This window comes from Pandoraea sp. XY-2, from assembly GCF_004193915.1.
GTDB lineage: Bacteria > Pseudomonadota > Gammaproteobacteria > Burkholderiales > Burkholderiaceae > Pandoraea > Pandoraea cepalis.
The window spans coordinates 2,688,750-2,711,386 of sequence record NZ_CP030849.1; the positions used below are offsets into that span (position 1 = coordinate 2,688,750).

General features: G+C 66.0%; 17 protein-coding genes and 2 pseudogenes. 7 read left to right on the forward strand and 12 right to left on the reverse strand.

Features of this window, described 5'->3' with window-relative positions:
* Positions 1-70 precede the first annotated feature (70 nt).
* The 5 genes and pseudogenes from DRB87_RS12205 to DRB87_RS23610 form a co-directional block, all read right to left on the reverse strand.
* Entirely contained in the window at positions 71-2,890 is a 2,820-nt protein-coding gene (locus tag DRB87_RS12205) for a cellulose synthase subunit BcsC-related outer membrane protein (protein WP_370363974.1), read from the reverse strand.
* Complete coding sequence (locus tag DRB87_RS23605; RefSeq protein ID WP_130026086.1) at positions 2,803-3,774, reverse strand: tetratricopeptide repeat protein; 972 nt, start codon at positions 3,772-3,774, stop codon at positions 2,803-2,805. Before DRB87_RS23605 ends, DRB87_RS12205 begins: the two co-directional genes overlap by 88 nt.
* Positions 3,775-3,906: 132 nt before the next feature.
* Positions 3,907-5,129 (reverse strand): annotated as a pseudogene (bcsZ, locus tag DRB87_RS12215) (cellulose synthase complex periplasmic endoglucanase BcsZ).
* Positions 5,130-5,981 (reverse strand): cellulose biosynthesis cyclic di-GMP-binding regulatory protein BcsB, encoded by an 852-nt coding sequence (locus tag DRB87_RS23055; RefSeq protein WP_370363087.1) that lies wholly within the window; start codon positions 5,979-5,981, stop codon positions 5,130-5,132.
* Positions 5,879-7,363 (reverse strand): cellulose biosynthesis cyclic di-GMP-binding regulatory protein BcsB, encoded by a 1,485-nt coding sequence (locus tag DRB87_RS23610; protein WP_370363088.1) that lies wholly within the window; start codon positions 7,361-7,363, stop codon positions 5,879-5,881. Before DRB87_RS23610 ends, DRB87_RS23055 begins: the two co-directional genes overlap by 103 nt.
* Before the next feature lie 422 nt (positions 7,364-7,785).
* Here DRB87_RS23610 and DRB87_RS12225 point away from each other — a divergent pair, with 422 nt between their 5' ends.
* The 4 genes from DRB87_RS12225 to DRB87_RS12240 all read left to right on the forward strand — a co-directional run bounded on the left by DRB87_RS12225 (position 7,786) and on the right by DRB87_RS12240 (position 12,121).
* Complete coding sequence (locus DRB87_RS12225) at positions 7,786-8,070, forward strand: hypothetical protein (RefSeq protein ID WP_130026087.1); 285 nt, start codon at positions 7,786-7,788, stop codon at positions 8,068-8,070.
* A gap of 6 nt (positions 8,071-8,076) precedes the next feature.
* Complete coding sequence (locus DRB87_RS12230; protein ID WP_130026088.1) at positions 8,077-8,727, forward strand: HAD-IB family hydrolase; 651 nt, start codon at positions 8,077-8,079, stop codon at positions 8,725-8,727.
* Positions 8,728-8,747: 20 nt separating this feature from the next.
* The gene (locus tag DRB87_RS12235) at positions 8,748-10,673 is read left to right on the forward strand and encodes an FUSC family protein (protein ID WP_130026089.1); all 1,926 of its coding nucleotides are present in this window, start codon (positions 8,748-8,750) and stop codon (positions 10,671-10,673) included.
* Positions 10,674-10,957: 284 nt separating this feature from the next.
* Complete coding sequence (locus tag DRB87_RS12240) at positions 10,958-12,121, forward strand: class I SAM-dependent methyltransferase (RefSeq protein WP_130026090.1); 1,164 nt, start codon at positions 10,958-10,960, stop codon at positions 12,119-12,121.
* A gap of 77 nt (positions 12,122-12,198) precedes the next feature.
* Here the strand turns inward: DRB87_RS12240 and DRB87_RS12245 are convergent, their stop codons facing one another.
* Entirely contained in the window at positions 12,199-13,488 is a 1,290-nt protein-coding gene (locus DRB87_RS12245) for a TIGR03862 family flavoprotein (protein WP_370363089.1), read from the reverse strand.
* A gap of 167 nt (positions 13,489-13,655) precedes the next feature.
* On the opposite strand from DRB87_RS12245, the gene DRB87_RS12250 reads away from it, so the two are divergent.
* The gene (locus tag DRB87_RS12250) at positions 13,656-14,405 is read left to right on the forward strand and encodes a class I SAM-dependent methyltransferase (RefSeq protein ID WP_130026091.1); all 750 of its coding nucleotides are present in this window, start codon (positions 13,656-13,658) and stop codon (positions 14,403-14,405) included.
* 35 nt (positions 14,406-14,440) lie between these two features.
* Here the strand turns inward: DRB87_RS12250 and DRB87_RS12255 are convergent, their stop codons facing one another.
* From DRB87_RS12255 to astD, 6 genes and pseudogenes are all read right to left on the reverse strand, one after another.
* Entirely contained in the window at positions 14,441-14,632 is a 192-nt protein-coding gene (locus DRB87_RS12255; RefSeq protein ID WP_130026092.1) for a DUF2964 family protein, read from the reverse strand.
* A gap of 163 nt (positions 14,633-14,795) precedes the next feature.
* Positions 14,796-15,014: a DUF2964 family protein gene (locus DRB87_RS12260; protein ID WP_017232226.1), complete on the reverse strand. Its 219-nt coding sequence runs from the start codon at positions 15,012-15,014 to the stop codon at positions 14,796-14,798.
* 193 nt (positions 15,015-15,207) lie between these two features.
* Positions 15,208-15,666: a DUF1488 domain-containing protein gene (locus DRB87_RS12265; protein ID WP_240755969.1), complete on the reverse strand. Its 459-nt coding sequence runs from the start codon at positions 15,664-15,666 to the stop codon at positions 15,208-15,210.
* 42 nt (positions 15,667-15,708) lie between these two features.
* Complete coding sequence (locus tag DRB87_RS12270; protein ID WP_130026093.1) at positions 15,709-16,278, reverse strand: NADPH-dependent FMN reductase; 570 nt, start codon at positions 16,276-16,278, stop codon at positions 15,709-15,711.
* A gap of 21 nt (positions 16,279-16,299) precedes the next feature.
* Positions 16,300-17,661, reverse strand: coding sequence for an N-succinylarginine dihydrolase (gene astB / locus DRB87_RS12275; protein WP_130026094.1), 1,362 nt, complete (start codon positions 17,659-17,661; stop codon positions 16,300-16,302).
* 42 nt (positions 17,662-17,703) lie between these two features.
* A pseudogene (astD, locus tag DRB87_RS12280) lies at positions 17,704-19,183 on the reverse strand (succinylglutamate-semialdehyde dehydrogenase).
* A 206-nt stretch (positions 19,184-19,389) separates the two neighbouring features.
* Here astD and astE point away from each other — a divergent pair.
* Complete coding sequence (gene astE, locus DRB87_RS12285; RefSeq protein WP_130026095.1) at positions 19,390-20,445, forward strand: succinylglutamate desuccinylase; 1,056 nt, start codon at positions 19,390-19,392, stop codon at positions 20,443-20,445.
* A gap of 597 nt (positions 20,446-21,042) precedes the next feature.
* Positions 21,043-22,584, forward strand: coding sequence for a hypothetical protein (locus DRB87_RS12290; protein WP_130026096.1), 1,542 nt, complete (start codon positions 21,043-21,045; stop codon positions 22,582-22,584).
* Positions 22,585-22,637 lie beyond the last annotated feature (53 nt).

Consider the following 22,637-nt stretch of genomic DNA (forward strand, 5'->3'; position numbering starts at 1 on the left):
TCCCGGCCCAGGCATCGGAGATGTCGGACACAACGGCGGCAAAGGCAAAAGCGACGAGAGCGCGCATGGGTCAGTAACTCCAGATCGGGCGTACCGGCGACGGCGGCATCGGCACATCACCACGGCGGGCGTCGAAGTGATAGCGCAGGTAGACGAGGAAGCGATTCGGCGCGTAATAGTCCGAACGCTCGAACTGCGCCTGAGCGCCAATCACCCAATGGCGGTTGACCCAGTATTCGGCACGCCCGAGAAGCGAGAACCCCACGCCGAAGCCACCGCCCGAGCCGTACGTCAAGTTGCCGCTGGCCGCTTGCAGCGCACCGTCCGTCGGGAAGTACGGCATCGCTTTCTCCTGACTTTGCGAGACGGACACCGACCCGCGCAGGTAATACGACCAGCGTTGCATGCGGCCGTACCATTCCAGCGGCAGCGTCAGCGACACATAGGTTTGCGGGCTGTAATACCCGCCATGGCCATAAGTGTAGAACCGCTCGTTCTGCGCAAAGCTGTCGAAGAACACTGTGAGGCCGGTGTTCATGCGCATGTCGCGCCGGTAGATGAGCGGCAGGTCGACACCGGCGCGCGCTGATACCTCCGAGTTGTTGAGTACATTCTCCCCGGTCAGTCGCGCCACGCTCGCTTCGCCAAAAATACCCCACCTCAGGAAGTCGCGCGACGCGTGGAACGTGAGCGCATCTCGCCGCACACCGCCCCATTTGCCATCGCCGAAGATTTCGGGCAACGGCAGGGACGCTCCGGCGTATGACACCATGCTGCCCGTCATTGGTCGGCGCGACGCGTCGACCCAGTAGTCGTAGCGGCCGACGTTGCCGAACAGACGCACACCACCTGTCACATAGGAAATGGGAAAGCCCACCGGCGTATGGCCGATGTCTGCCCGAATCCAGTCGTTCTGATAGCCGAGCATGAGCGCCTGCCCGTGCGCCTTCTGACGTTTCGTGCCGTAGTCGCCTTGCACGCCAGGATTGGCGGCCCGGAACGCCGGCACATTGAGCAGCGGCAATGTGCCGAACTCCGAGGTGCCATTGAGCGGCAAGTCGCCGGAGTCCGCACTGACGTAATCCGTCTGGGCAAACACGTGGCCGTCGTAACCAACCGCGTACTGGCCGTACACCGGTACGGCGCGGGCGTTGAACATCGAGATGCCGCCGTCGCCCTTCTTCTCGTCGATTTCGTAACCCGCCGCGACATAGCTGTTACGGCGCGCTTCCAGCGAGTCGATGGCCGACTCGGCCGACGTCATGCCGTCGTAGCCCGGTAGTGCGCCCTGTACGATTTCCTCCTTGCGCGCCTGGTCGTACCATCCCTTCGCCTCTTGGTAATGACGCTGCGACTGTGCGATGCGCCCGCGCTGCACGGTCACGGCGGGCGTATCGGGGAATTGCGTGCGCAGCGTGTCGTTGAGTGCGATGGCCTCGTCGAAGCGCTGCATGGCCGTGAGCCGTCGCACAGCGGCGAGCTGTGTCCAAACGTCGTCGGGCGGCGCCTCGGCCAGTGCGCGATCGAGTTCGCGGTTGGCCGCCGCGTCGTCCTGCATCTCGTAGAGCACGCGCACGAGCGACAGGCGCGCGTCCTGATCGTTCGGATCCCGGCGAAGCTGCGCTTGCGCGATCTTGCGCGCGTCGTCGAAGCGGCGCTCGTCGAAGTACAGATCGCCGAGCGTCGACAGCGCGCGTTGGTCGGGCGGGTCACGCGAGAGCAATGGATCGAGCTTCGCGCGCGCGGTCGTGAAGTCGCCCAGTGCCCGCGCACGGTCGGCCTCGCGCAGGGCGAGATGATCCTGCAAATCCTGCCGTTCGGCACGCTGATCCGCTCCGAGTGTGGCTGGATCGATGGTCGCCAGGAACGTGCCGAGTTCCGCATCGCGTTGCGCCGTGTCGAGCAATTCCGCGTAGCGCAGTTGTGCATCGGGCTGCGGCTTGTCCGCGTGTGCCGCGAGCCAGTTGCGCATGAGCGCCAGCCCCGGCTCGGGCTGTCCCGCGGCCATGCGGGCGCGCGCGACTTCACCGATCAGTTCCGGGTCGTCCCCGGCCATTGCCAAGGCATCGGCATAGCGTCGCTCGCTCTGCGCATCGTCGCCTGCCGCGTGCGCCTCCCGTGCCAGACGCGCTGTGTCGCGAATCGCAAGCGTTGTCTGCAGGCGCCGGATCGACGGCGTGACGTTCGTGGCTGGGATCTGCGCGAGCGCGGCGCGAGCCCCGGCTTCGTCGTCGATGACGTTCAAGTAGAGCGCCTGTGCGTACAACATCTGCGCGCGGTCGTCGGGTGGGAGCGGTTGGCGCAGGCCTTCGGCCATCACGTCGCGCCCGAGCTGCGGCAAGCGCAGCTTCCGGTAGAGACTTGCCAGCGCGTAGCGGGTCCAGGCATTGCCCGCGTCAAGCGCGACGGCGCGCTCCAGGGCCGCGAGCGCCGGACCGTTGTGACCCTGTGCAATCGCGCGCTCGGCATCGTTTGACAAGGCGGCGGCCTCGGCCTTGTCGAAGCGCGCTTTATCCTGCGGGAAGCGTCTCCGCAGATCGCCGAGCAGGGTCGCCAGTTCGGCACGGCGCTGCTGACGCGAATACAAGGTAATCAGGCCACGCAACGCCGTGTCGTTATCCGGTTCGATCGTCAGCGCCTGCTGGAAGAGCCGCTCGGCATCGTCGTCGCGCTTGTCGTCGAGCGCAATCTCGCCCAACAATGCCAGACCGTCGGGATTGCGCGGGTCGCTGGCCAGGGCGCTGCGCGCGAGCCGGTCGGCCTCGGCCAGATGACCGGCGTCGCGCGCCTCGCGCGCCTCGCTCATCGCGCCCCAGAAGCGCGACGTCTGGAGCAACCCACGCCACTTGTTCGCGTTTCCCGGATCCTTGCGCAGCGCCTGCGAAAACAGCGCCTGTGCCGCCTTGTGATCGCCTTGACGCATCTTGAGCAGCCCAGCGCGCCGAGCAATTCGCCGTCGTTGGGACGCTTGGCGCGCGCCGCGTCGAGCGACGTCTGCGCGTCGCTCAGCCGCCCCTCATCGAGCGCCTTGATGCCAGCCTGCCTCGCCTGATACGCGGGGTCGTTGAGCATGCGCGTTCGGGCAGCCTGTTGTGCATTGAGCTTGTCGTACGCCGCGCGGATCTCGGTATCGTTCGGCGAGAGCGCGAGATAGCGCTGATAGAGGGGCAGCCAGGCCAGATCGCCGTCCGCCCGCGACAGTCCTTTCTGCCAGAGCGGCAGCAAGGCGTTCAGGTCGGCGTCCGGACGCGCGGCGAGTGCCGCCACCATGCGCGTGCCCGCCAAACGACTCGCCGGACGGTCGATCATCAACTCGGCGAGCGATTGCGACGCGCGCGAATCGCCAGGCGAGTCCTTCGCAAGTGCTGCCAGCCCTCGTTGCGCCGCGGGCCAGCCGTGGGTGGCATTGGCTTGTGCCCGGTAGTACTCGACGCCAAGATCGCCACTGGGCGGACCGTCGGGAAAGAGGGCCTGGTATTGCGCGAAGGCCGCGTCGGCCTGTCCGCTGCGCTGGAGCAGTCGCGCGCGCGCCATGCGGGATCTGTCGACGGTGTTCACGCGAATCACGTCGGCCAGCGCTTTGGTGGCGGGCGCGTTCGGATAGCGCGCCTGCAACGTCTGCAAGGCCTTGTTTGCTTGCTGTGGGTGATTCTCTTCAATCTCGATCTGGCCGAGCAGCGACAGCACGTCAGGTTGCTCCGGTTGCACGAGCAGCGCCTTTTCCAGCGCGGCGCGAGCAAGATCGTTGCGATGGGGCGTGCCAGAGCGTGGCACTCGCGAGCAGACGGCTCACATCGCGATTGGCGGCCACGACATCCGGCTTGCCGCCCTCGCCCGGGCTGGTCGCGGCGCGCGCGGGGACAACACCGGCGGCCATCAGCACGCAGGTCAGACACGCGGAGCGAATCACCGTGTTGCGCAAGTCGCCTCCCATGGCACCTGCAACATGCCGTCGGCGGCGAAACGGAAGCGCCCATCGCGCCAGCCGAGACCGAACAACGAGAGCACCGAGCTGTAGTAGCCGGGCGCCGATTGCGCCTCGAGCGCGCGCGCACGCGTCACTTGCGCCTGCGCTTGCGCGGTATCGCCCACCGCCTGAAGCAGCGGCACAAGGGCCGCCGAAAAACCGGACCCGCCGGATTGACCGGCCGTGCCGTCGCGCGTGTTGACCCGTTCGGGCGGCGCACCGTGTGCCGCGACAAACTTCAGCATGCCCCGAAGGTGTGCATCAATGCGTGAAAGTCATCACTGCCGGGCGCGAGCATGCCGGCCCATAGATAGACACGAATTGCGTTGTAGCTGCCCTCTCCCTTCGTGTCCGGATCGATCTCGAAACCGCGGCCCGCACGGTACATCGCCCATTCCGGGGCGAATCCCAGCGGTGGCGCCGTCAGCGTGATTTGCTTGAGCGATGACGGGATCAGTTGGGCCCAGCCGCTCTCGGGAAAGCGCCCAGCCAGATAGCGCACCACTTGCATCGGCACATAGCTAGGATTGAGCCGCCACAGATCCTTCGCAGGATGAAAGCCGACCGGCGCCGGCAACAGCGTGCGCCCGAGACCGGGCACGACATCCGTCTCCTCCGACACAATGCGGCGTGCAACGAGGGCCCCCAGCGCGGTATACCGCCGCACGTTCCACAATCGCCCTGCCTCGCCCAGCGCGTAGGCGATCCACATATCGGCGTCGCTCGCCGGGTTGCGGTCGAGCACGCCCCATTGCCCGTCGTCCTTCTTGCCCCAGAGCCATGCGGGCAGGTGAGCGGTCAAATCGCCCTTCGCCAGATTGTTGACGGTCCAGTCGAGCACCTTGTCGAACGTGGCGCGATCGTTGGCCATCAGCGCGAAGGTCAGCGCGTAGGCCTGGCCTTCCGACACCGTGCGCTGATCCTCCATGCTGCGATCGATCACGCGCCCGTCGTCGCTCATGAAAGCCGCCTTGAAGCGTGCCCAGTCAGGCCAGTCGACCGGGGCACACGTTCGCCCGGTCGCGGTCGGCGCGGACGCAGCATTCGCCGGTGCGCTGTGCGCAATGCGTGTCAATCCGCCGAGCACCGGCAACGCACCGCATGCGGCGAACGCACGCAGCACGACACGACGGCGTCGGCCCGAAGCGTCGGCGCGGGTCATTTACTGCTCCAGACGACGCGCAGCACGCCGCTGCAACCAACCGAAGCACTTGAGCGCAATGGCGAACGCCGCAAGCAGTGCGACCAGCCCCACCAGAATTGGATGACTTGAAAGGTGAAAGCGAATGCGGGTCCACCAGCTCACATCGCCCACGAAGTAGCGCTGGCCAAGGCGGAACGAATCGGCCCGCTCGCCGCTGAACACCGCCAGATCGCCATGGATCTCCGCCCGTCGGGCGTTGTCGTCGATGGCATTGACCACGCCGAGCAAGGCATCGTCGCTCGACGCATTGATCGCGACCACCGAGCGCGAGCGGGTCACCGGCGACTCGAAGCCGATGAGTGCGGCGAGCGGCCCCTTGGACAAGGCATCCATGCGCGCCGGCCCGACAGGGCTTGCCGCGAGCGCCGAGCCTATCACCCCGTCGCCCTGGGAGGCCTGTGGCTGAGCCGTCATGACCCGACGCGTCTGGTCGATGATCAGCGGCAGATTCTTGCCCCACTTGACCAGAAGGTCGGCCACCTCCTTGCCGCCAACCATCAAGAGGTCGCGATCCTTGAAGCGGTCGGTCTGCGTTGTGTCGAGCACCTCGAAGCGATCGGCATAGACACCGGTCGACCGGCCGAACTGGCCGAGCGTCGAGAAGACGGTTTCCAGCTCTGCCGTGTCCGGCGTCTTTGACATCACGACGGCCGTCTGCGCAAGATCGGCGTACTTCGTGAAGGGGAATCCGCTGCCGACGAAGAAACTCAGGTTCGGCATCTCGGCGTAGTGCGGCAGGCCGCTGAAATCGATGGTCGAATCGGCATCGATGGCCGAACGTGCCGCGTGGGTGATCGACTGACTGCACATCCCGTCCTTGTGCGGTTCCATCGCGAACTGAAACGACAGCGAATTGCGCGACGCCACCTGGAACGCGGGATGCGCACTTCCTTGCGATCGGCCAGGGTGCCGTCCGAGAGCAACTCCACGAGCATGTGGCTCTTGTCGATACTGGCCCCCGAGGCGCGAAGACGATAGGCGCGCACGAACTGATCGTTGATCGACACGCTCATCGACGAATCGTCGGGCTTCGCCGGCGGCGTGTAGCGATACTTCAGGTCCATCGGCACGCCCGTGTTCTGCCACGTGAGCAGATCGGCGGGAAGATTGAGCCGGAGGCGAATCGGCCACGGCATGTAGCCGCTCGCTTGCAAGTCGCTCGGATTGTCGACCAGTTCGCCGAACTTCACGGGGCGGTCGGTGCGCACCCAGCGCGGCGCATCGTACGCCGCGCGCGGTGGCATCGGCGTGAGCGCGTCGATGCGCATGGCGTCGCCCGACAATGCGGCGCGTCCCGAGACGAGCGCGAGCGCGGCCGTCTCCAGATCCTTGGCGTCGCGTCCCTGCAGAACCAGCAATTTGAGCGACGGATCGTCCGGATTCGACATCATGCGCAGTGTCGGGGCATCGACCTTCGGCAAATCGAGTCCCGGGAGCATCGTGTCGTTCGTGACGAACACGACGGCGTGCTTCGACGGCAACGTCTTCACGCTGACCGGGAAACGCGTACGACGATAGTCGCCGATGGCGCCCGCCCACGTCGCGACCACCCCGGCGGCATGCACCACGGCGAGCGACGGCGGCGCACCGAAGACGAACGGAAGGGTCTGGTCGCGGTTGTCGTGACGGTCGAAGAACGGCGCGGGCAGCAAGGCCAGATCATTGCGCAGCGTGAGCGCCTGCGTGCTCGTGACGATCTCGCTCTGCGGACTGATATCCGCCCATAGACTGGAGTGCATCGGATCCTCGCACTCCATCGTGTAATGCCCGATCAGCACCAGCCGCACGCGGTTGAAGCCCGAGAGCAAGCGGGGGTCGAGTGCAATCTCGCGCACGAGGTTCTTGCCGCCGTCCTGCTTGTTGAACGGCAGCGTGGCAACCAGCTCGTCGTTCAGATATATCTTGAGTTGCGAGAGATCGGGAATCAGTGCGGGCGAATAGGTGTAGCGCAGCCGCAACAGTGCAGAGGCGACCGTCTGATCGAGTCGGATTCCGAAGTTGACGTCGCCCGATCCTTCGGTGCCCCGCAATCGCAGGCCATCGGTCTGGCCCAACTGGGCAAACGTGACGGTGCGCTGGCGGGTAGCGGCCGATGCCGCGGTGAGCGCCACGGTGGTACCTGACGGGTCGGGCGACGCCGCGGCGCCCGACGCTGCGCCCAGCACGGTGACGGCGCCTGTCGGCTGCGCCATCGGCGCCTTTGCAGCCCGGCTTTCCGCCGGTGCCGCTATCGCCAGCCGCGTGCCCGCAAGGTCCATCGCTGTGGCAGCTAGCAGACAGATGGCATAGATCTTTTTGTAACGCGACCAAGACGCTCGAAGCTGCATATGCGATGCCTCATCTGTTCTTGTGCTGCATTATTGCCGCTCTCACATGAGGCTGGCCCGAAGGACGCGACGTCTCACCACGTCGTTGTCCGGCAATCCGAAGGTTGCCGGTGTCCTGAGGAACTGCACAGCATGCGTGTCTGACAGCGGTAGATGCACCATGCTAGCCTGCCTGAGTAAAAGGAATCAAGCGAACCTTGGGCTTCGGTCACTGAAGGCCCGGTGCACCGGCTGACCGGCCGGCTGCGAAATTGCCCTGCCTTCGAGGCACCTATACAATGCCTTGCATGCGCCAGACCGAACCCTCATCCGCCAAGGTCACGTTGCCCATGACAACTGTCACGCCCAACCCGCAAACCGCCGACGCGACGATCGAGCATCGTTATCCGTCGGATATCGATCGGTTGCGCGAGGTCGTCGGCGTCGATGTGCTGCCGTTCTATCGCGACGAACAAGCGATCGTTGCCAACCGGCAGGCGCGCGAACGCTGGCCGCATCTGGTCGCCTTCGCCGACTCACGCGGCGCAGCATCGGCGGCGGCGACTGCCGCGCCGTGCTCCAGCGCGCGCTGACCTCGGATGCGAGACACCTCGATCGTCGCCGCCTTCGATTTCGACGGCACCCTTTCCACTACCGACAGTCTTCGCATCTTCGTGCGCGAGACGGTCGGCACGCCGCGCTTCGTGGCTGGCGCCCTGCTCGCTTCGCCATGGCTGATCGGCGCGGCGCTGCGTGTGGTCGACCGGGGCACCGCTAAGGCCGCGTTCCTGCGTGCGTCGCTGGGTGCACGCACACGGGCTCAGCTCGAGTACGATGCCAAGCGGTTCATCACGCAACATTTGCCCCGCCTGCTTCGTCCCGAGATGCTCGCGCGTTTGCGACAGCACCGGGCGATGGGGCACCGCATCGTGCTGGTTAGCGCCTCACCCGGCTTGTACTTGCGCCTATGGGCCACCTCGGTCGGTTTCGACGCCGTTCTCACTACCGAGCTGGCGTATGACGAACTCGGTCGTTTCTCCGGCCAATTTGCCGAGCCGAATTGCTGGGGACCGGAAAAAGTGCGGCGTCTCGAAGCCTGGTGGGCGGCGTCGCCGCCACGCGTGCTGTTCGTCTATGGCGACAGCCGTGGCGACAAAGAGATGGCCGAGCGCGCCGATTACGCCTGGATCCGTGGTCAGGGCAAGCTCATGCCACTGCCCGATGCCGACGCATCGCGGCAGGCATCCTGACGACGACGGATCGTTCGCACATGCCCACGACGCCAGAGCCCGGCCGCCGCGTTGCCTGGCTGTCGCGGCTGGTGCGACTCGAACCGGTGGCATTCTCCCGATGGGACGCGGTGCATGCGGCGCTCTCCGTTGCCGTGCCCACCGCCATCGGCGCGGCCATCGGTCATGGCGCAGAGGCCTCGCTCATCGCGCTCGGCGCGCTGCCCGCCATCGTCGGCGACCGAACCGGCCCCTATCGCACGCGGGCGCGCTCCATATTGCTGACCGTCGCTACCGGCGTCATGGGCTTCTACACCGGCATGCTCATCCACGATCTCGGCATGTCGCACCCGTGGGCCGCGCATGGGCTGCTGCAAGCGGCGATCCTGCTGCTCAGCTTCATCGGCACGTTCGGCAACGTCGCGTCGGCGGCGACCTTGCAGGGCGCCGTCTACCTGATCGTCGGCTGGGGCCTGGCCCTTGCGCCGCCCGAATGGCGCGCACCGCTGTTGCTTGCGGCGGGCGGGGTCTTCAGCGTGCTGCTCATGGCCGTTCACTGGCTGCGGCACCCGGGCGCCGCCGAGCGCGACGCCGTCGCCGCCGTCTACCAGCAACTGGCCAACGTGCTCGACGCGAGCGGTACGCCGCGCGTCAGGCTCGCGCGCCGCTCGCTCGAGAACGCCATTGCTGCGGCCTACGACACGCTGTTGAGCGCGCGTGCGAGCACAGCGGGCGGGTGGGAAGTGCTTGAGCGCAGGGCCGCCCAGATTCTGGCGGCCGAGCCCATCACCTCGGCCGTCATCGGCCTTGCACAGGGCGGCAGGCCGCTTCCCGCACCACTCGGACGCGCGTTGTACGGTATTGCCCGGCGCATTGCGCGCGATGGGCAGCTCGACATGGCGGCGACGGTGGCGATGGCGAAAGACAACCATGCGCCGGCGCTCGCGGCGGCGTTGCATCGCGCCGAGCCGTTACTCACTGGCACTGTGCGTGCAGCCGAAGCACCCCTGATTGCCTTGGCGCGCCATCGGGCGCGTGCCACGCCCGGACGGCAATGGATACCGAAGTGGCCGTGGCCCGACGTATGGCGGTACTTGCTGCGAATTGGCTTGTGCGTGCTGGCCGCGCAGATCTTCATTGCGCTCACGGCGCTGCCGCGGTCTTACTGGGTGCCGCTCATCGTCGTGGTCATCTTCAAGCCGAACTATGGCTCCGTGTTCGCCCGCGCGTTGCAGAGTGGACTGGGCAGTATCGTCGGCGTTGCCGTCTCGGCGGCCGTCGTTGCCATCGACCGGAACGGGTGGGTCAGTCTTGCCGTGCTTGTCCCGCTGGCGGCGTGTCTGCCGTGGGCGTTGCGGCGCAATTACGGGTTATTCAGCGCCTTGTTGCTCCCGATCCTGATGTTGGTGATGGGCGCATTGCAGCCGGGCAGTCAGGGCATTGCATTTGCGCGGTTCATCGATGCCGTGGCGGCGTGCGCGATCGTGTTGCTCGTGGGGTATTTACCCTGGGCCAAGTGGGAGCGGCATCAACTCGACGAGCGCGTTGCCAATGCACTCGATGCGCTGGGTCGATATGCGGCGCTTGCCGACACGCAAGATGTCGATGCAGCGTTTGGTGCTCGGCGGGTGGCATACAAAGCGCTCGACGACGCGCGTATTGCGTTACAGCGGGCGTTGTCCGAACCGCCGATGGTGAGTCGTCGGGCGGCGCGCTGGTGGCCGGCGCTCATGGCCTTGGAGCGGGTGGCCAATGCCATTACGGACATCGTTCCCCGGGCGGGGGCGCATGACGCGCAGGTCAATCCGGGGGCGGCGGTGCTCACGCGGATGGCGGCGGCGATTCGGCATGGTGGGTTGGGGCCGGCGATGCCGTCGGCGTTGGCAGCGGGCATAGATCCGGGGTTGGACGAGGCTTTGCGCGCGGCCATTGGCGTGTTGTTCGGCGATGCGAAAAAGGCGGGCTGAGCGGCATGTTGGCGGCAACCGGGCGGCACTGATTCCGGTCGGAGGGGAGACAACGCAGGCATAATGCGGGCTTCCGGCGCATCCTGAGGGAAGTGAAGAAGACGGACCGGAGCCCCTTTCTGCAGCGAGTTGGGTTTATGTTTGAGAGGCGGAAAGGGGCTCCGGTCCGTCTGGGGCGGGCTTCCCGACAGAAGTTGATCTCCCGACAGAGACAGGTTCCCCGTCAGAGGGGGGGTGCCCCGCCCAAGCTTCCGTGCGCCGCCACGCTATTCATAAGACATCGCATGAACACTACCCCGACGCTAGCCTGGACCGAAGACGGTCGCCCCGTGACTGCACGCTGGCGTTCCGAAGCTGGCGTAACGCCACCGCGCCGAGTGGAAGTCGTTGACGACACCGTGACGGCAGACGAGGCCTATCATCTTGCCTGTGGCGGAACGGCGTTGCTGTACCGAGGCGACTACCAGAATGCGCGTCAGTTGCTGCAGGCGATGGCGAGGCGGGTGGATCGTCCGCCGCATCGTGCGCGTCGCAAGCCTTCGGCCAAGGGCGAGGCGGTGGTCGCCAGTCCGGCCGACGCCTTCCACAAGTATCGGATGGCGCAAGCGCAGCGTGCTCGCATTCTTGGCATGGTGCTGATACCGCTGGAAGCTGACTATGGCATTCCGTTGCGTCGCGCGCCGGACGTTCGCGAGGCGTGCGCCGAAGCTTGGGGCGCGCCGGACGCCACCCCCTCGGTGGCATCGCTGCGCGAAATCCTCGGCTTGATCGGGGCCCATGAATGGCGCAAGAAGGGTGTGCCGATTGCCGCGTTGGCCGCGTCGATTCACCCTTGGTACGGCGTGTATTCCCCTGTACGTGGCGAGTATCTCCAACTGATCGACCAGGCGCCGCTGCCCGCCAAGACGCTGGCGTTCGACATTGGCACGGGCACCGGCGTGATTGCCGCAGTGCTTGCCCGTCGCGGCGTGCAGCAGGTCGTCGGTACGGAGCGCGATGCGCGCGCCCTGGCGTGTGCCCGCGAGAACATTTCGCGGCTTGGTTTCGACCGCGCCGTGAAGATCGTCGATGCCGACCTGTTTCCCGAGGGCCGCGCACCGCTGATCGTCTGCAACCCGCCGTGGGTGCCGGCCAAGGCAAACGCACCCATCGAGCATGCGATCTACGATCCGGACAGTCAGATGCTCAAGGGCTTTCTGAACGGCCTCGCCGCCCACCTGAGTCCTGGCGGCGAAGGCTGGCTGGTACTGTCCGACTTGGCGGAACATCTGGGCTTGCGCACGCGCGAGACCTTGCTCTCGTGGATTCACGGCGCTGGCCTGGTGGTGCTCGCGCGTCACGACGTGCGCCCGCATCATCCCAAGGCCAGCGACGCGAACGATCCGCTGCATGCGGCGCGCGCCGCCGAAGTGACCTCGCTGTGGCGTCTCGGCGTTCGTCCGGCTTGAGGGTCAGCGATCTCGGCTGACGTTCGGTTGACGTAGACCACGCCCGGCGGCCACCCCGCCACCGGGCTCGCGCGATATCAGCGCTGGGCCTGAAGATAGGCAGTGGCGCCGTCGCCCGCTACGCAAGCGCTCGCAAAGCACGCCGTGAGCAGATAGCCGCCGGTGGGCGCTTCCCAATCGAGCATCTCCCCAGCGCAAAACACGCCGGGCAATGTCTTGACCATCAACCGCGCGTCCAGCGCTTCCAGCGCGACACCCCCGGCACTGCTGATGACCTCGGCAATCGGGCGCGTTCGCAACAGCGTCAATGGCAAACGCTTGATGCCGGCGGCCAGTGCCGCCGGGTCGTCGAACGCCTCACGCGGCAGACACTCGCGCAGCAACGCCGACTTCACGCCCGCAAGCCCCAGGCGACTCTGCAGATGGCTCGCCATCGAGCGCGAGCCTCGTGGCCGGCCCACTTCCTCGACGACACGCTCGAGACCCCAGTCCGGCAACAGATCCAGATAGACCTGCGTGCTGCCCTCGGCACGAATCGCATCGCGAATAGGGGCGCACAACGCATACACCAGACTGCCTTCGATACCCTGCGCCGAGACGACGAACTCGCCTTTGCGCGTCGTGCCGTCACGCAAGGTCATCGTGACCGACTTCACCGGATGGCCCGCGAACCGCTCGCGCATGTGCGGCGTCCAGTCCGTCTCGAAGCCCGCATTGGCCGGCAACAGCGGTGCGACCGCCACGCCGTGATCGCGTAGCCACGTCACCCAGGCGGCGTCAGAGCCCAGTTGCGGCCAGCTCGCGCCGCCCAGCGTCAGCACCACGGCCCTCGCCCGCACGCGGCGCTCGCCCCCGGGTGTGGCGAACCGTAAATCGTCCGGACCGGCCGACGCCCGGGCGTCCCAGCCCAGCCAGCGATGCCGCACATGGAGCCGCACCCCCGCCGCGCGCAACCGGGTAAGCCATGCCCGCAACAGCGGTGCCGCTTTCATGTCGACGGGAAAAACGCGACCGGAACTGCCGACAAAGGTATCGATGCCCAGCCGATGGGCCCATGAGCGCACATCGTCCGCGCTGAACCGGCGCAACCACTGTGCCACTGCGACCGCACGTTTGCCGTACCGGGCCACGAACGGCTCCGCAGGCTCGCTGTGCGTGAGATTCATACCGCCCTTGCCGGCCATGAGGAACTTGCGCCCGACCGACGGCATGGCGTCGTACACATCGACGCGCCACCCCGCCGCCGACAGCACCTCGGCCACCATCAGACCCGCGGGGCCCGCCCCGATCACGGCCACGTCGATCGTCTCGGCGAGGGCAAGGGTCGAAGTGTCAGACGGCGAGAGAGAAGCGCTGGATGGGGGCATGCTTGGAAATGGTGTCGCGAAATCACGGCTGTCGCACGATGCCGGGCGGGCGCGGGATACGCGCAGGCGCGGCGGCGAAGACCGCTATTGTCCCACAGCACCGGCAAGACCGTCCGTGCTTTGGCGTTACAATCGCCCCCCATTCATGCTTCCCCCTGGAGTCGCGCATGTCCTCAGCCGATCCCACGTCGATCGGACGCACCGCTTACGCAGGTTTCGCCGAGCGCTACGCCGAGATTGCCGTGACCAAACCGCATAACGCCCTTTACGAGCGCCCTGCCACGCGCCACCTGCTCGGCAACGTCGGCGGCCTGCATGTTCTCGATGCCGGCTGCGGCCCGGGTATCAACAGTGTGTGGCTCGCCGAACAAGGGGCGAGCGTGCACGGCATCGACGTCACACCGGAGATGATCGCGCTGGCGAGAAAGCGCTGCGAAGGACTGGCGGCGACGTTCGACGTGCAGGACCTGGGCGCGCCGTTCTCCTCGCTGGCCGACCATCGCTTCGACGCCATCGTCAGCGCCCTCGCGCTCGATTACGTGGAAGACCTCGGACCGACGTTTCGCGAGTTCGCGCGGGTTGCCAAGCCCGGCGCGACGCTCGTCTGGTCGATGGGGCATCCGATGCGCGACTGGCTTGACGAGCGCACCCGGCGCAACCGCTCCTACTTCGACGTCACGCGATTTGGCATGTACTGGAGCGGCTTCGGGGAGCCGAAGCCCTATGTGGAGTCATACCGGCGACCGCTCGCGGCCATTCTGAATGCCGCGGCAGACGCCGGCTGGCAACTCGAGCGCATGGTCGAACCGCTGCCGCTGCCGGAGATGGCCACCGTCGACCCAAGACTTTACCGCGAACTCTCGCAAGCGCCCGCCTTCCTTTGCCTGCGGGCACGCCTGGCCAAACCGGCGGGCTGAAATGCCCGCGTGGACGCGTCTGACGACGCGTCACGTCACGACTCGTCGCGCGACCCCCAGGGAATAAGCATCGTGGCCGTGCACGTCGCCCCCGCCAAAACCGCGGCCACGCCGTAGCGCGACACCTCCGGCAGGTTGAACAGCAGACCATGAATGGTGGCGAATATGCCTCCGAGCGTCACGAATGCGGCGATGGAGGCAATCACGACGCGGGTATCGGAACACATATGGCACCTCGCAACGAGACCACGCGCGTTGCGAAGCGTTTCATGCGGGGAAATCGGCCCGATCCGGGGCTTGCCCGGCCAGGGCTGCACGACTTTCGGCTGACTTCGACGGCGTCCCTCACTTAGCAGTGTAGAACGCGGTGAACCAAACGGTTAGCCCGACTCAGGGCTTGCGCTGGGTATCCTTGGAATCGCGCTCGTCGTCGCTCGGCCAAGGCGTGAGCATCGCCACGATAAACAGAATACCGAACAGCACCGTCACCACGCCGCCCTTCATGACGTGCGTTTGGTCGTAGAGCAAACCGTGGATGGTGGCGAACGCGCCGGCCAGCGTCATGAAGGCCGCGATCGAGGCGATGACGACGCGAAATTCCGAACCCATAGCGACTCCTGATCGTGATCGACGAGGGTGCCGCTGACGTAACCGCTCAAGCAGCAACGTCAGCTTACGCCGATCCTTGCGGCTCGCCTATTGCGTCGTATGACGAAACATTCACGGGTTTGACACGAATCAAGTCGGCAAAGAAAAGTCTTCCCTTGGCGGAACGTCGGAGGTGCACGACGATGTGCGTCGCTCAACGCCGGGCGGCTTGCCGCCTGGCTTCGCGTACCCAGCGAAAGTGCCCGCTGCGTAACAATACGGGGCCCGAAAGCCCCATCGTCAGATATTCACGCGTGAGCGCATGAATATCCGTTCGCCCGTGTTCGAAGGCGTGCAACAAATCGTCCGCGCGTGCCGAGTAGGCACCGAAATGATCTTCCAGGGCTTCGGCCGACACGGCGCAATCGATCGGCCGACCATTGACGACAACCGCGAACTCAATCGTCAGATCTTCATAGTTGAATACGGGACGGTGATCCGGAAACTCGATTTGCATGGTTGCACCCCCGGCTGACGAAAGGACGCGTTCGACGCATCGGCTGATACGTTGCATCCAGCATAGTGCATCGCCGAACAATCCGTGAGTCGCATCGCTTATCGGTTCGTCATTGGCGATTGGACAAGGTTCCGCACGCCCCATCATCGCATCCATCACGCGAGAAAATTAATGCAACCAATTGATTTATATCAGTAATTACCCATTCATACCCGCTCTGCACTCGAGAAATTCGACGAATCCCGTGACGAACGCGGTCAGTTGCTGACGAACGGCGTCGTCCTGGAGATTCCCGTCGGCATCGATGATCTTGTTCGCGTGCGACACCATCAGGCGCCCCTGCCACCAGGGCGTGGTCTGCAGCGTGCGCAGCACCGGCATCCATGCGTTCTGGCTCAGAATCGTGCCGAAGCCGCCGGGTGATGCCCCCATGATCGCCACGGGCTTGTCGCGGAACACTCTCGCACTATCGGCAGGTGGCCGCGATAGCCAGTCGAGCGCATTCTTGAACACGCCCGGCATGCCGTTGTTGTACTCCGGGGTTGCGAGCAACAAGCCGTCGGCTTGTGCGATGGCGTCCTTCAGCGTGGCGACGGCGGTGGGAATGCCCTCGCTTTCTTCCACGTCGCCGTCATATAGCGGAATGCCATGCAATGTGCGGATGTCCAGCGTGACGCCGGCCGGCGCCACCGCCTTCGCCGCCGCCAGCAGCGCCGTGTTGAATGAGCCTTTGCGCAGGCTGCCGGACAAACCAATGATCGTCGTCATCGCGTCGACTCCCGATGGCGCTTACGCGCCGCGTTGAAATGAATACAGACTGCCCAGATCGAGCAATTGCGTGAGGTCGTCGAGGGCGCTGCGGCTCTCGTCGAGCAAGGCTGGGTCGGCAAGATCGCCCACGGCCAGCCGGTCACGATAGTGGCGCTTCACCCATTCGGTGAGCGTGGCGTATCGTGCATCGTCGATCCAGAGCCCTGGGTGGGTAGCCTTGCGCTCGTCGTCGGTCAGCACCACACGCAGACGCAGGCACGCCGGCCCGCCGCCGTTGCGCATGCTCTCGCGCAAGTCGAACACGTGCAACTCGCGAATCGGACCGCCACTGGCCACCAGCGATTCGAGAAAGCGCCACACGGCCGGACGCTCACGGCACTCCTGCGGCACCACCAGCGACATCCCGCCGCCCGCGGCGGGTGCACGCGCAAGTAACTGGCTGTTGAAAAGATAGCTGCCGACGGTGTCCTCGATCGAGACGTCGTCCGTGCCGACCTCCACCACCTCCAGCGAGGTGCCCCGGGCCGCCAGCCGCTCGCGAAGCGTCGCAAGCACCGCCGCCTGATCGACGAACGCACGGGCATGGCAGAACAGCACGTTGCCATTGCCCACGGCAATCACATCGTTATGGAAGACGCCGGCGTCGATGGCGTCGGGATGCTGCTGTGCGAACACCACGTCGTCAGACGCCAGCCCGTGCAGACGGGCAATCGCCTGACTCGCCTGCAGCGTCTGGCGTGCAGGGAACCGGCGCGGTGCTGGCGCGTTCGCCAGATCGTCTCGTCCGTAGACGAAGAACTCGACCCCGCGCTCCCCGTAGGCTCCGCACAGCCGCGTATGGTTCGCCGCGCCCTCGTCGCCCAAGGACGGCCAGCCCGGCAAGGCGTCATGGTGAGCAAAGCGGGCTTCGTCCGGGAACGCAGTACGCAGCACGCGTGACGTCGTGTCGTGCTCGAACGCGCGATGCAACTTGCTGCACAAATTGGCCGCCGTGAAATGCACCCGGCCGTCAGCCGTGTCCGCCGAGGGGCTGACGGTGGCGGCGTTGGCCGTCCACATGCTCGCGGCCGAACTTGCCGCACCGAGCACCTCGGGCGCCGTGCGAGCCGCCTCGCGTATGACCGCCCGGTCGTCGCCCGAGAAGCCAAGCGTGCGCAACAAGGCAACCGACGGACGCTCTTGCGGCGGCAAGACGCCCTGGGCGTAGCCCAGATCGGCCAACGCCTTCATCTTGGCAAGCCCTTGCAGCGCTGCCTCGCGCGGATTCGATACGCGATTGGCGTTGTTTGCGGAGGCAACGTTGCCGAAAGACAACCCCGCATAATTATGCGTGGGACCCACTAGTCCATCGAAGTTGGCTTCGAGGGCAAAACGCGTCATATCCATTCCTGGGAAAGCGGAAAAAAAGTCGAGATAGAAAGATCAGCACGCGGCAAAGTCCAGGCCCGGACTGAGGTGCTCGGGCAGGATCACCCGCGGGCCTCCATCGACGCTATTGGGTAAGCACAATAATCGGCCGCGTACCACGCGCTGGGACGGTGGTTGCCGGACTCGCCGATCCCCCGAACGGCGCCGCCCCGGCCGCGCCCGTCGTCGGCCGGTTCCAGTTGACGATACCCGCGCGGATGTCGGCGAGAAACTGTTCGTAACGCGCGGGATCGTCGGACAGCAGGCCGGCCGCCAGCCCATAGCGCGTGCGATTCGCCAGCGCGAGGGCCTCGTCGAACGTGTCGTAGCGCAGCACCTGGAGCAACGGGCCGAAATATTCTTCGTCGGGTAGCGCATCGCGCGCGGCCAGCGACGTGACGTCGATCAGCCCCGGCGTGAGCAATGCCGAGCGACCGTCCGGCTGGGCGAGCGGAAGGATCAATCGGGCGCCAAGCGTCATCAGGTCGGCCTGAGCCGCCGTCATGCGACGCGCCGCCTGAAGCGACACGACCGCGCCCATGAATGGCTGCGGATCGGCATCGTAACGTCCGACGACGATGTGTTGCGTCACCCACGCCAGCCGTTCGATGAACGCGTCGCCGTGCGGCCCCCGCGGCACGAGCAAGCGTCGGGCACAGGTGCAACGTTGCCCTGCCGAGAGGAAAGCGGATTGAACCGTCACATGGACGGCAGCGTCGATATCGGCAGGCGTATCGACGATCAGCGGATTGTTGCCGCCCATCTCGAGCGCGAGGAGCTTGCCGGGACGCCCTGCGAAGTGCCGATGCAGCGCGCGGCCCGTGGCGGAACTGCCGGTGAAGCACAGCCCGTCGATACCGTCATGCGCGGCGAGCGCCGCCCCTGTCTCGCGCCCGCCCTGCACGAGGTTCAATACCCCTGGCGGCAGGCCCGCTTCTATCCAGCACCGCATCGTTCGTTCGGCCACGCCGGGCGCCAGTTCGCTGGGCTTGAATACGACGCTGTTGCCCGCGAGTAGCGCCGGCACGATATGCCCGTTAGGGAGATGCCCGGGGAAATTGTACGGTCCGAAAACGGCCATCACGCCATGCGCCCGATGGCGCACGACGCTCTGCCCGTCCGCCACGGCGCTGCGTCGCTCGCCCGTGCGCTCCTGGTAGGCTTTTGCCGAATGCGTGACCTTCGCGGCCATCGTCGCCACTTCGGTGCGCGCTTCCCACAGGGGCTTGCCGGTCTCTCGACCGATGGCGTCGGCAAGCGTTTCGGTTTGCGCGGTCACGATCGCCGCAAAGCGCTGCAACACGGCCAGTCGCTCGTCGACACTTCGACGCGCCCAATCGCGCTGCACACGACGCGCGGCCTGGACGGCGGCGTCGACATCGGCCACATCCGCCGCATGGCCCTGCCACACGACATCGCCCGACATGGGATCGAGCGCGCGGAATTGCGCCCCGTTGGCAGTGCGCCAGACACCTTCGACGTACAGATCGGTCATGAACGGCAATCCCCAAGGCCACGCTCGATGGAACGGCGTGCGATGCGGGTCATGATGACATGGATTCGACCGCCGGAACAATGCGAGCGCACAGAGCGAAGCGGCAAATCCGCATGAACAGGGCGTTGCGCTGCATGCGCGACGCGATACACCGAACCGGCCAACGACGCGCATAAAATACGAGTCTGCATTTCTGGAGATCCTTCATGATGACCGACGCCAATCGTTCGGCCCTGCGCCACTGGCTAAGCGACGTGCGCGAATCGCACGACAGTGTCCCCAGCGAAGGTATCGAGCCCTGTGGCGTACGCTGGCAACGCCACGCTGAAGGGGTGCTCGAACTGACACCCGCCGACGCGCGTCAGGTCACCGGCACGATCGACGCGCCCGGCGGTCAACGCTTCGACGCCATCCTCTCGTGCGGTATTCACGGCGATGAAACCGCCCCAATCGAGATCGTTGACGGCATTCTGCGTGACATTGCCGACGGCCGCCTGACGTTGCGCGAGCGTGTGCTCGTCGTGCTTGGCAACCCGGACGCCGTACGTGCCGGCAAGCGCTATCTCGAATACGACCTGAACCGGCTGTTCCAGGGCGCTCACGCCAAGCGTGCGGAGTCGCCCGCCGTGCAGCGCGCGCGTGAACTCGAAGTGATCGTGGCGCAGTTCTTCGCCGAGACGCGCGACGTACGCCGCCTGCGTCGGCACGTGGACATGCACACGGCGATTCGCGCGTCACTCTTCCCCCGTTTCGCGGTGGTACCGAGCCCGCCGCAGCGTCCAGCAAGCGACGACTGGATCGAGACACTTGCCGCGGCCGATATCGAAGCGGTGATGTTGACCGAGCAGCCGTCCGTCACGTTCTCGTATTACACCTGTGCGAACTTCGGCGCCGAGAGCTGCACGCTCGAGCTGGGAAAAGTCGCGCCTTTCGGGCAAAACCGCCTTGACGAATTTGCCGGTATCAACGCCGCCCTGCGTCGTTGGCTGTGCGGCGCGCAGATGGGCAAGCGCGACGACGGCAAGGTGCCGCGCGCCCGACGCTTTCGCGTGGCCGCCGAGATCGTGCGCCGCACGGACGCATTCGTGCTCGACGTTCCGGCCGACACACCGAACTTCACGCCCTACGTCGCCGGCACTGTGCTGGCGCGCGACGGCGAGACCACCTATACGGTTTCGCATCCGGAGGAGCGCATCGTGTTTCCCAATCCCGATGTCGCGAACGGACTTCGTGCCGGGGTCATGGTCGTGCCCGATGCGTAACGTGTGACGCAAAGGCTGGTCAATGCCCGATCACGCATCGCGGACTGGCCTGAAGCCGCTACGCAACTTCGCGAATGAACGACTTCAAACGACTGTTCAGGCGTGGCCGTCAAGGGCAGACGGGCGTAGCATCGCCCGCTTCATTTCGTCCCTTCCTGCCTGAGGCCCGGCAACTCGCCGCCAGCCTAGTCCTGCCCACGACGCCATGCTCCGCAACTGCTTCTCGTGCCTTCCAACCATCCTTCTTGCGTCCGATACCCCGCTCGCAACCACCGAAGTGACCGACGCCGAGCGACGCGAGCCCGTCACCCCGCTGGAGGAGGATTTCGCGCGCGCCCAGCAAGCTGCCGCGCAGGACAGCCTCGCGGCCGGGTCGCCGACCGCGCCCATGACACGGACGTACGCGTGCCTGAGACCAGGCGCGCTCAGAGAGCCTGCGGAGTTCGCACCACGCCCCGCACTTCGGACGTCCTCGGCCCCCCCGCCCCGACTCGGCCGTCGACAGTCGACGCCCCCACCTTCACGATCGACATGTACGCGGGACCGGGCGCAAGCCGCGCGCTACGTATCTTCGATGCGCTATGGCAGGAGGTTGCCTTGCCGGCCCTGAATGCGTTGGGTCCGCCCGCCGTCACCAACGGATGGCGCACCCCACTCACGCCGCTTGCGCCTCCTTGGCCTGAGGGCCTGCCAGCGCCCGGCGACATGGCGACGCAGCCGTGGCACGACACCTTGCACACGCATCTGCATCGCCAGGCCCGAACGCTTGCCCTCCATGGGTTCGACGTTGACAACGTGAGCGATCGTCTGGAAGCGCTCTTGCGCGAGCAGCGACCGGCGTTCTCCTGGCGCACTTTCTGCATCGGCACCCTGCGCGACGCGCTGCCGTTCGCCGTCGGCTCGACGCTCGCCTCGTTGTTGACGGAGACGACCGATCCCACCCGTTCCCAAGCCACGCTCTGGCCGCCGGTGGCCGCACTGGCGATCGTGCTGATCAATCTGCTCGGCATGGCGGGCTTCAACGTGACCCAGCGGCAGTACCGCAACCGGATCGCGCGCACGACGCCGGCGCCTGACCTGGAAGGACTGAGCGCGATCCTCTCGACCCCTTATCGGGCAGCCTTTGCACAAGTGCTCGGCTTCGTGTTTTGTTACGGAGTGCTGCGCAACGGGGCCCGATACGGCATCGAACGCGGCGTGTCGCGCTGGTTTCCGGGGATTTTCACCCGGCGATTCGGCGACACCCTCCACGCCGCGCTGGAAATTCCACTGGCGCCCATCCCAGGATCGACGCTGTTGCCGATCATCCACCAGTTGGGCACGAGTCGGCATAACGCCAGCCTGCAAATCCTCGCGCAGGACAATCTGGCCGAATTGCTGATCGAGACCGCGCGACGTGAGCCCGACGACCGGGAAGCACCCGCAAGCCTGGAGGCGTTCGTCCGCGATGTCCGTGGCATGCTTCGCTCTGCCCCGCCCCGGCTCATCTGGTTCGCGCTCACGGCCACGTTCTACTACCTTGCATGGATGGGCGACGGCTCGGCGCACGGCCATGGCCGCGACAACGCGACGCGATGGGACGACGGCGCCAACGCCCTGAACGCCACGCAGCTCGCGCCTGACGAAGATTCTCCGAGTCTGGTGGAAGACGCTCATGTCTTTGCGGTGCTCGACGTGCTCTACGGTCTCATCGGCCTCATCTTCTCGATCGGCCATAGCGCCGCGCAGCGCGAGGACATTCGCACTGCGCATGAACGTCGTGCACCGCGACCGAAAATCAGCACCATCACGGTGGTCACGATGGCCGACTCGGGCGTATCGACGGCAAGCGCCATGTCGATGCGCCCCAACAGCCCGCACGGCGCCGTTACCGGAGAAGTCAACAACAACAAGGTCCCAACGCCGACGCTCGCCATCCGCGCCCTCCTCGCCCCGCGCGCATCGCACACCGCTTCGCCGCCCGTCGCAGGCAACCGCCACGTCGATGACGGGCATGCGAGCCTTCGCCCGCCGGGGTCACGCCGACACGGCACGACGACGGCGCCCGGCGCGCTGAGCCCACCGCTGCGCCGTACAAGGTGGCCCAGCGCATCATCCGACGACTCTGACGACGAGCCCCGCGAAACAACACCCCTGTGAGGCGCCTGCGCGGCGCACTTGCCGTGCCTGCACAGCCGTGGCATGGTGCTTCT

Excerpts from the sequence above, each read along its gene's own strand:
- DRB87_RS12270 (WP_130026093.1), bottom strand. The coding sequence starts at position 16,278 with ATGACGACGATCATTGGTTTGTCCGGCAGCCTGCGCAAAGGCTCATTC.
- astE (WP_130026095.1), top strand. The coding sequence starts at position 19,390 with ATGATGACCGACGCCAATCGTTCGGCCCTGCGCCACTGGCTAAGCGAC.
- DRB87_RS12255 (WP_130026092.1), bottom strand. The coding sequence starts at position 14,632 with ATGTGTTCCGATACCCGCGTCGTGATTGCCTCCATCGCCGCATTCGTG.
- DRB87_RS12230 (WP_130026088.1), top strand. The coding sequence starts at position 8,077 with ATGCGAGACACCTCGATCGTCGCCGCCTTCGATTTCGACGGCACCCTT.
- DRB87_RS12260 (WP_017232226.1), bottom strand. The coding sequence starts at position 15,014 with ATGGGTTCGGAATTTCGCGTCGTCATCGCCTCGATCGCGGCCTTCATG.
- DRB87_RS12245 (WP_370363089.1), bottom strand. The coding sequence starts at position 13,488 with ATGCCCCCATCCAGCGCTTCTCTCTCGCCGTCTGACACTTCGACCCTT.
- DRB87_RS12240 (WP_130026090.1), top strand. The coding sequence starts at position 10,958 with ATGAACACTACCCCGACGCTAGCCTGGACCGAAGACGGTCGCCCCGTG.
- DRB87_RS23055 (WP_370363087.1), bottom strand. The coding sequence starts at position 5,981 with ATGTGCAGTCAGTCGATCACCCACGCGGCACGTTCGGCCATCGATGCC.
- DRB87_RS12225 (WP_130026087.1), top strand. The coding sequence starts at position 7,786 with ATGCGCCAGACCGAACCCTCATCCGCCAAGGTCACGTTGCCCATGACA.
- DRB87_RS12235 (WP_130026089.1), top strand. The coding sequence starts at position 8,748 with ATGCCCACGACGCCAGAGCCCGGCCGCCGCGTTGCCTGGCTGTCGCGG.
- astB (WP_130026094.1), bottom strand. The coding sequence starts at position 17,661 with ATGACGCGTTTTGCCCTCGAAGCCAACTTCGATGGACTAGTGGGTCCC.
- DRB87_RS23610 (WP_370363088.1), bottom strand. The coding sequence starts at position 7,363 with ATGGCGCAGCCGACAGGCGCCGTCACCGTGCTGGGCGCAGCGTCGGGC.
- DRB87_RS12250 (WP_130026091.1), top strand. The coding sequence starts at position 13,656 with ATGTCCTCAGCCGATCCCACGTCGATCGGACGCACCGCTTACGCAGGT.
- DRB87_RS12265 (WP_240755969.1), bottom strand. The coding sequence starts at position 15,666 with ATGGATGCGATGATGGGGCGTGCGGAACCTTGTCCAATCGCCAATGAC.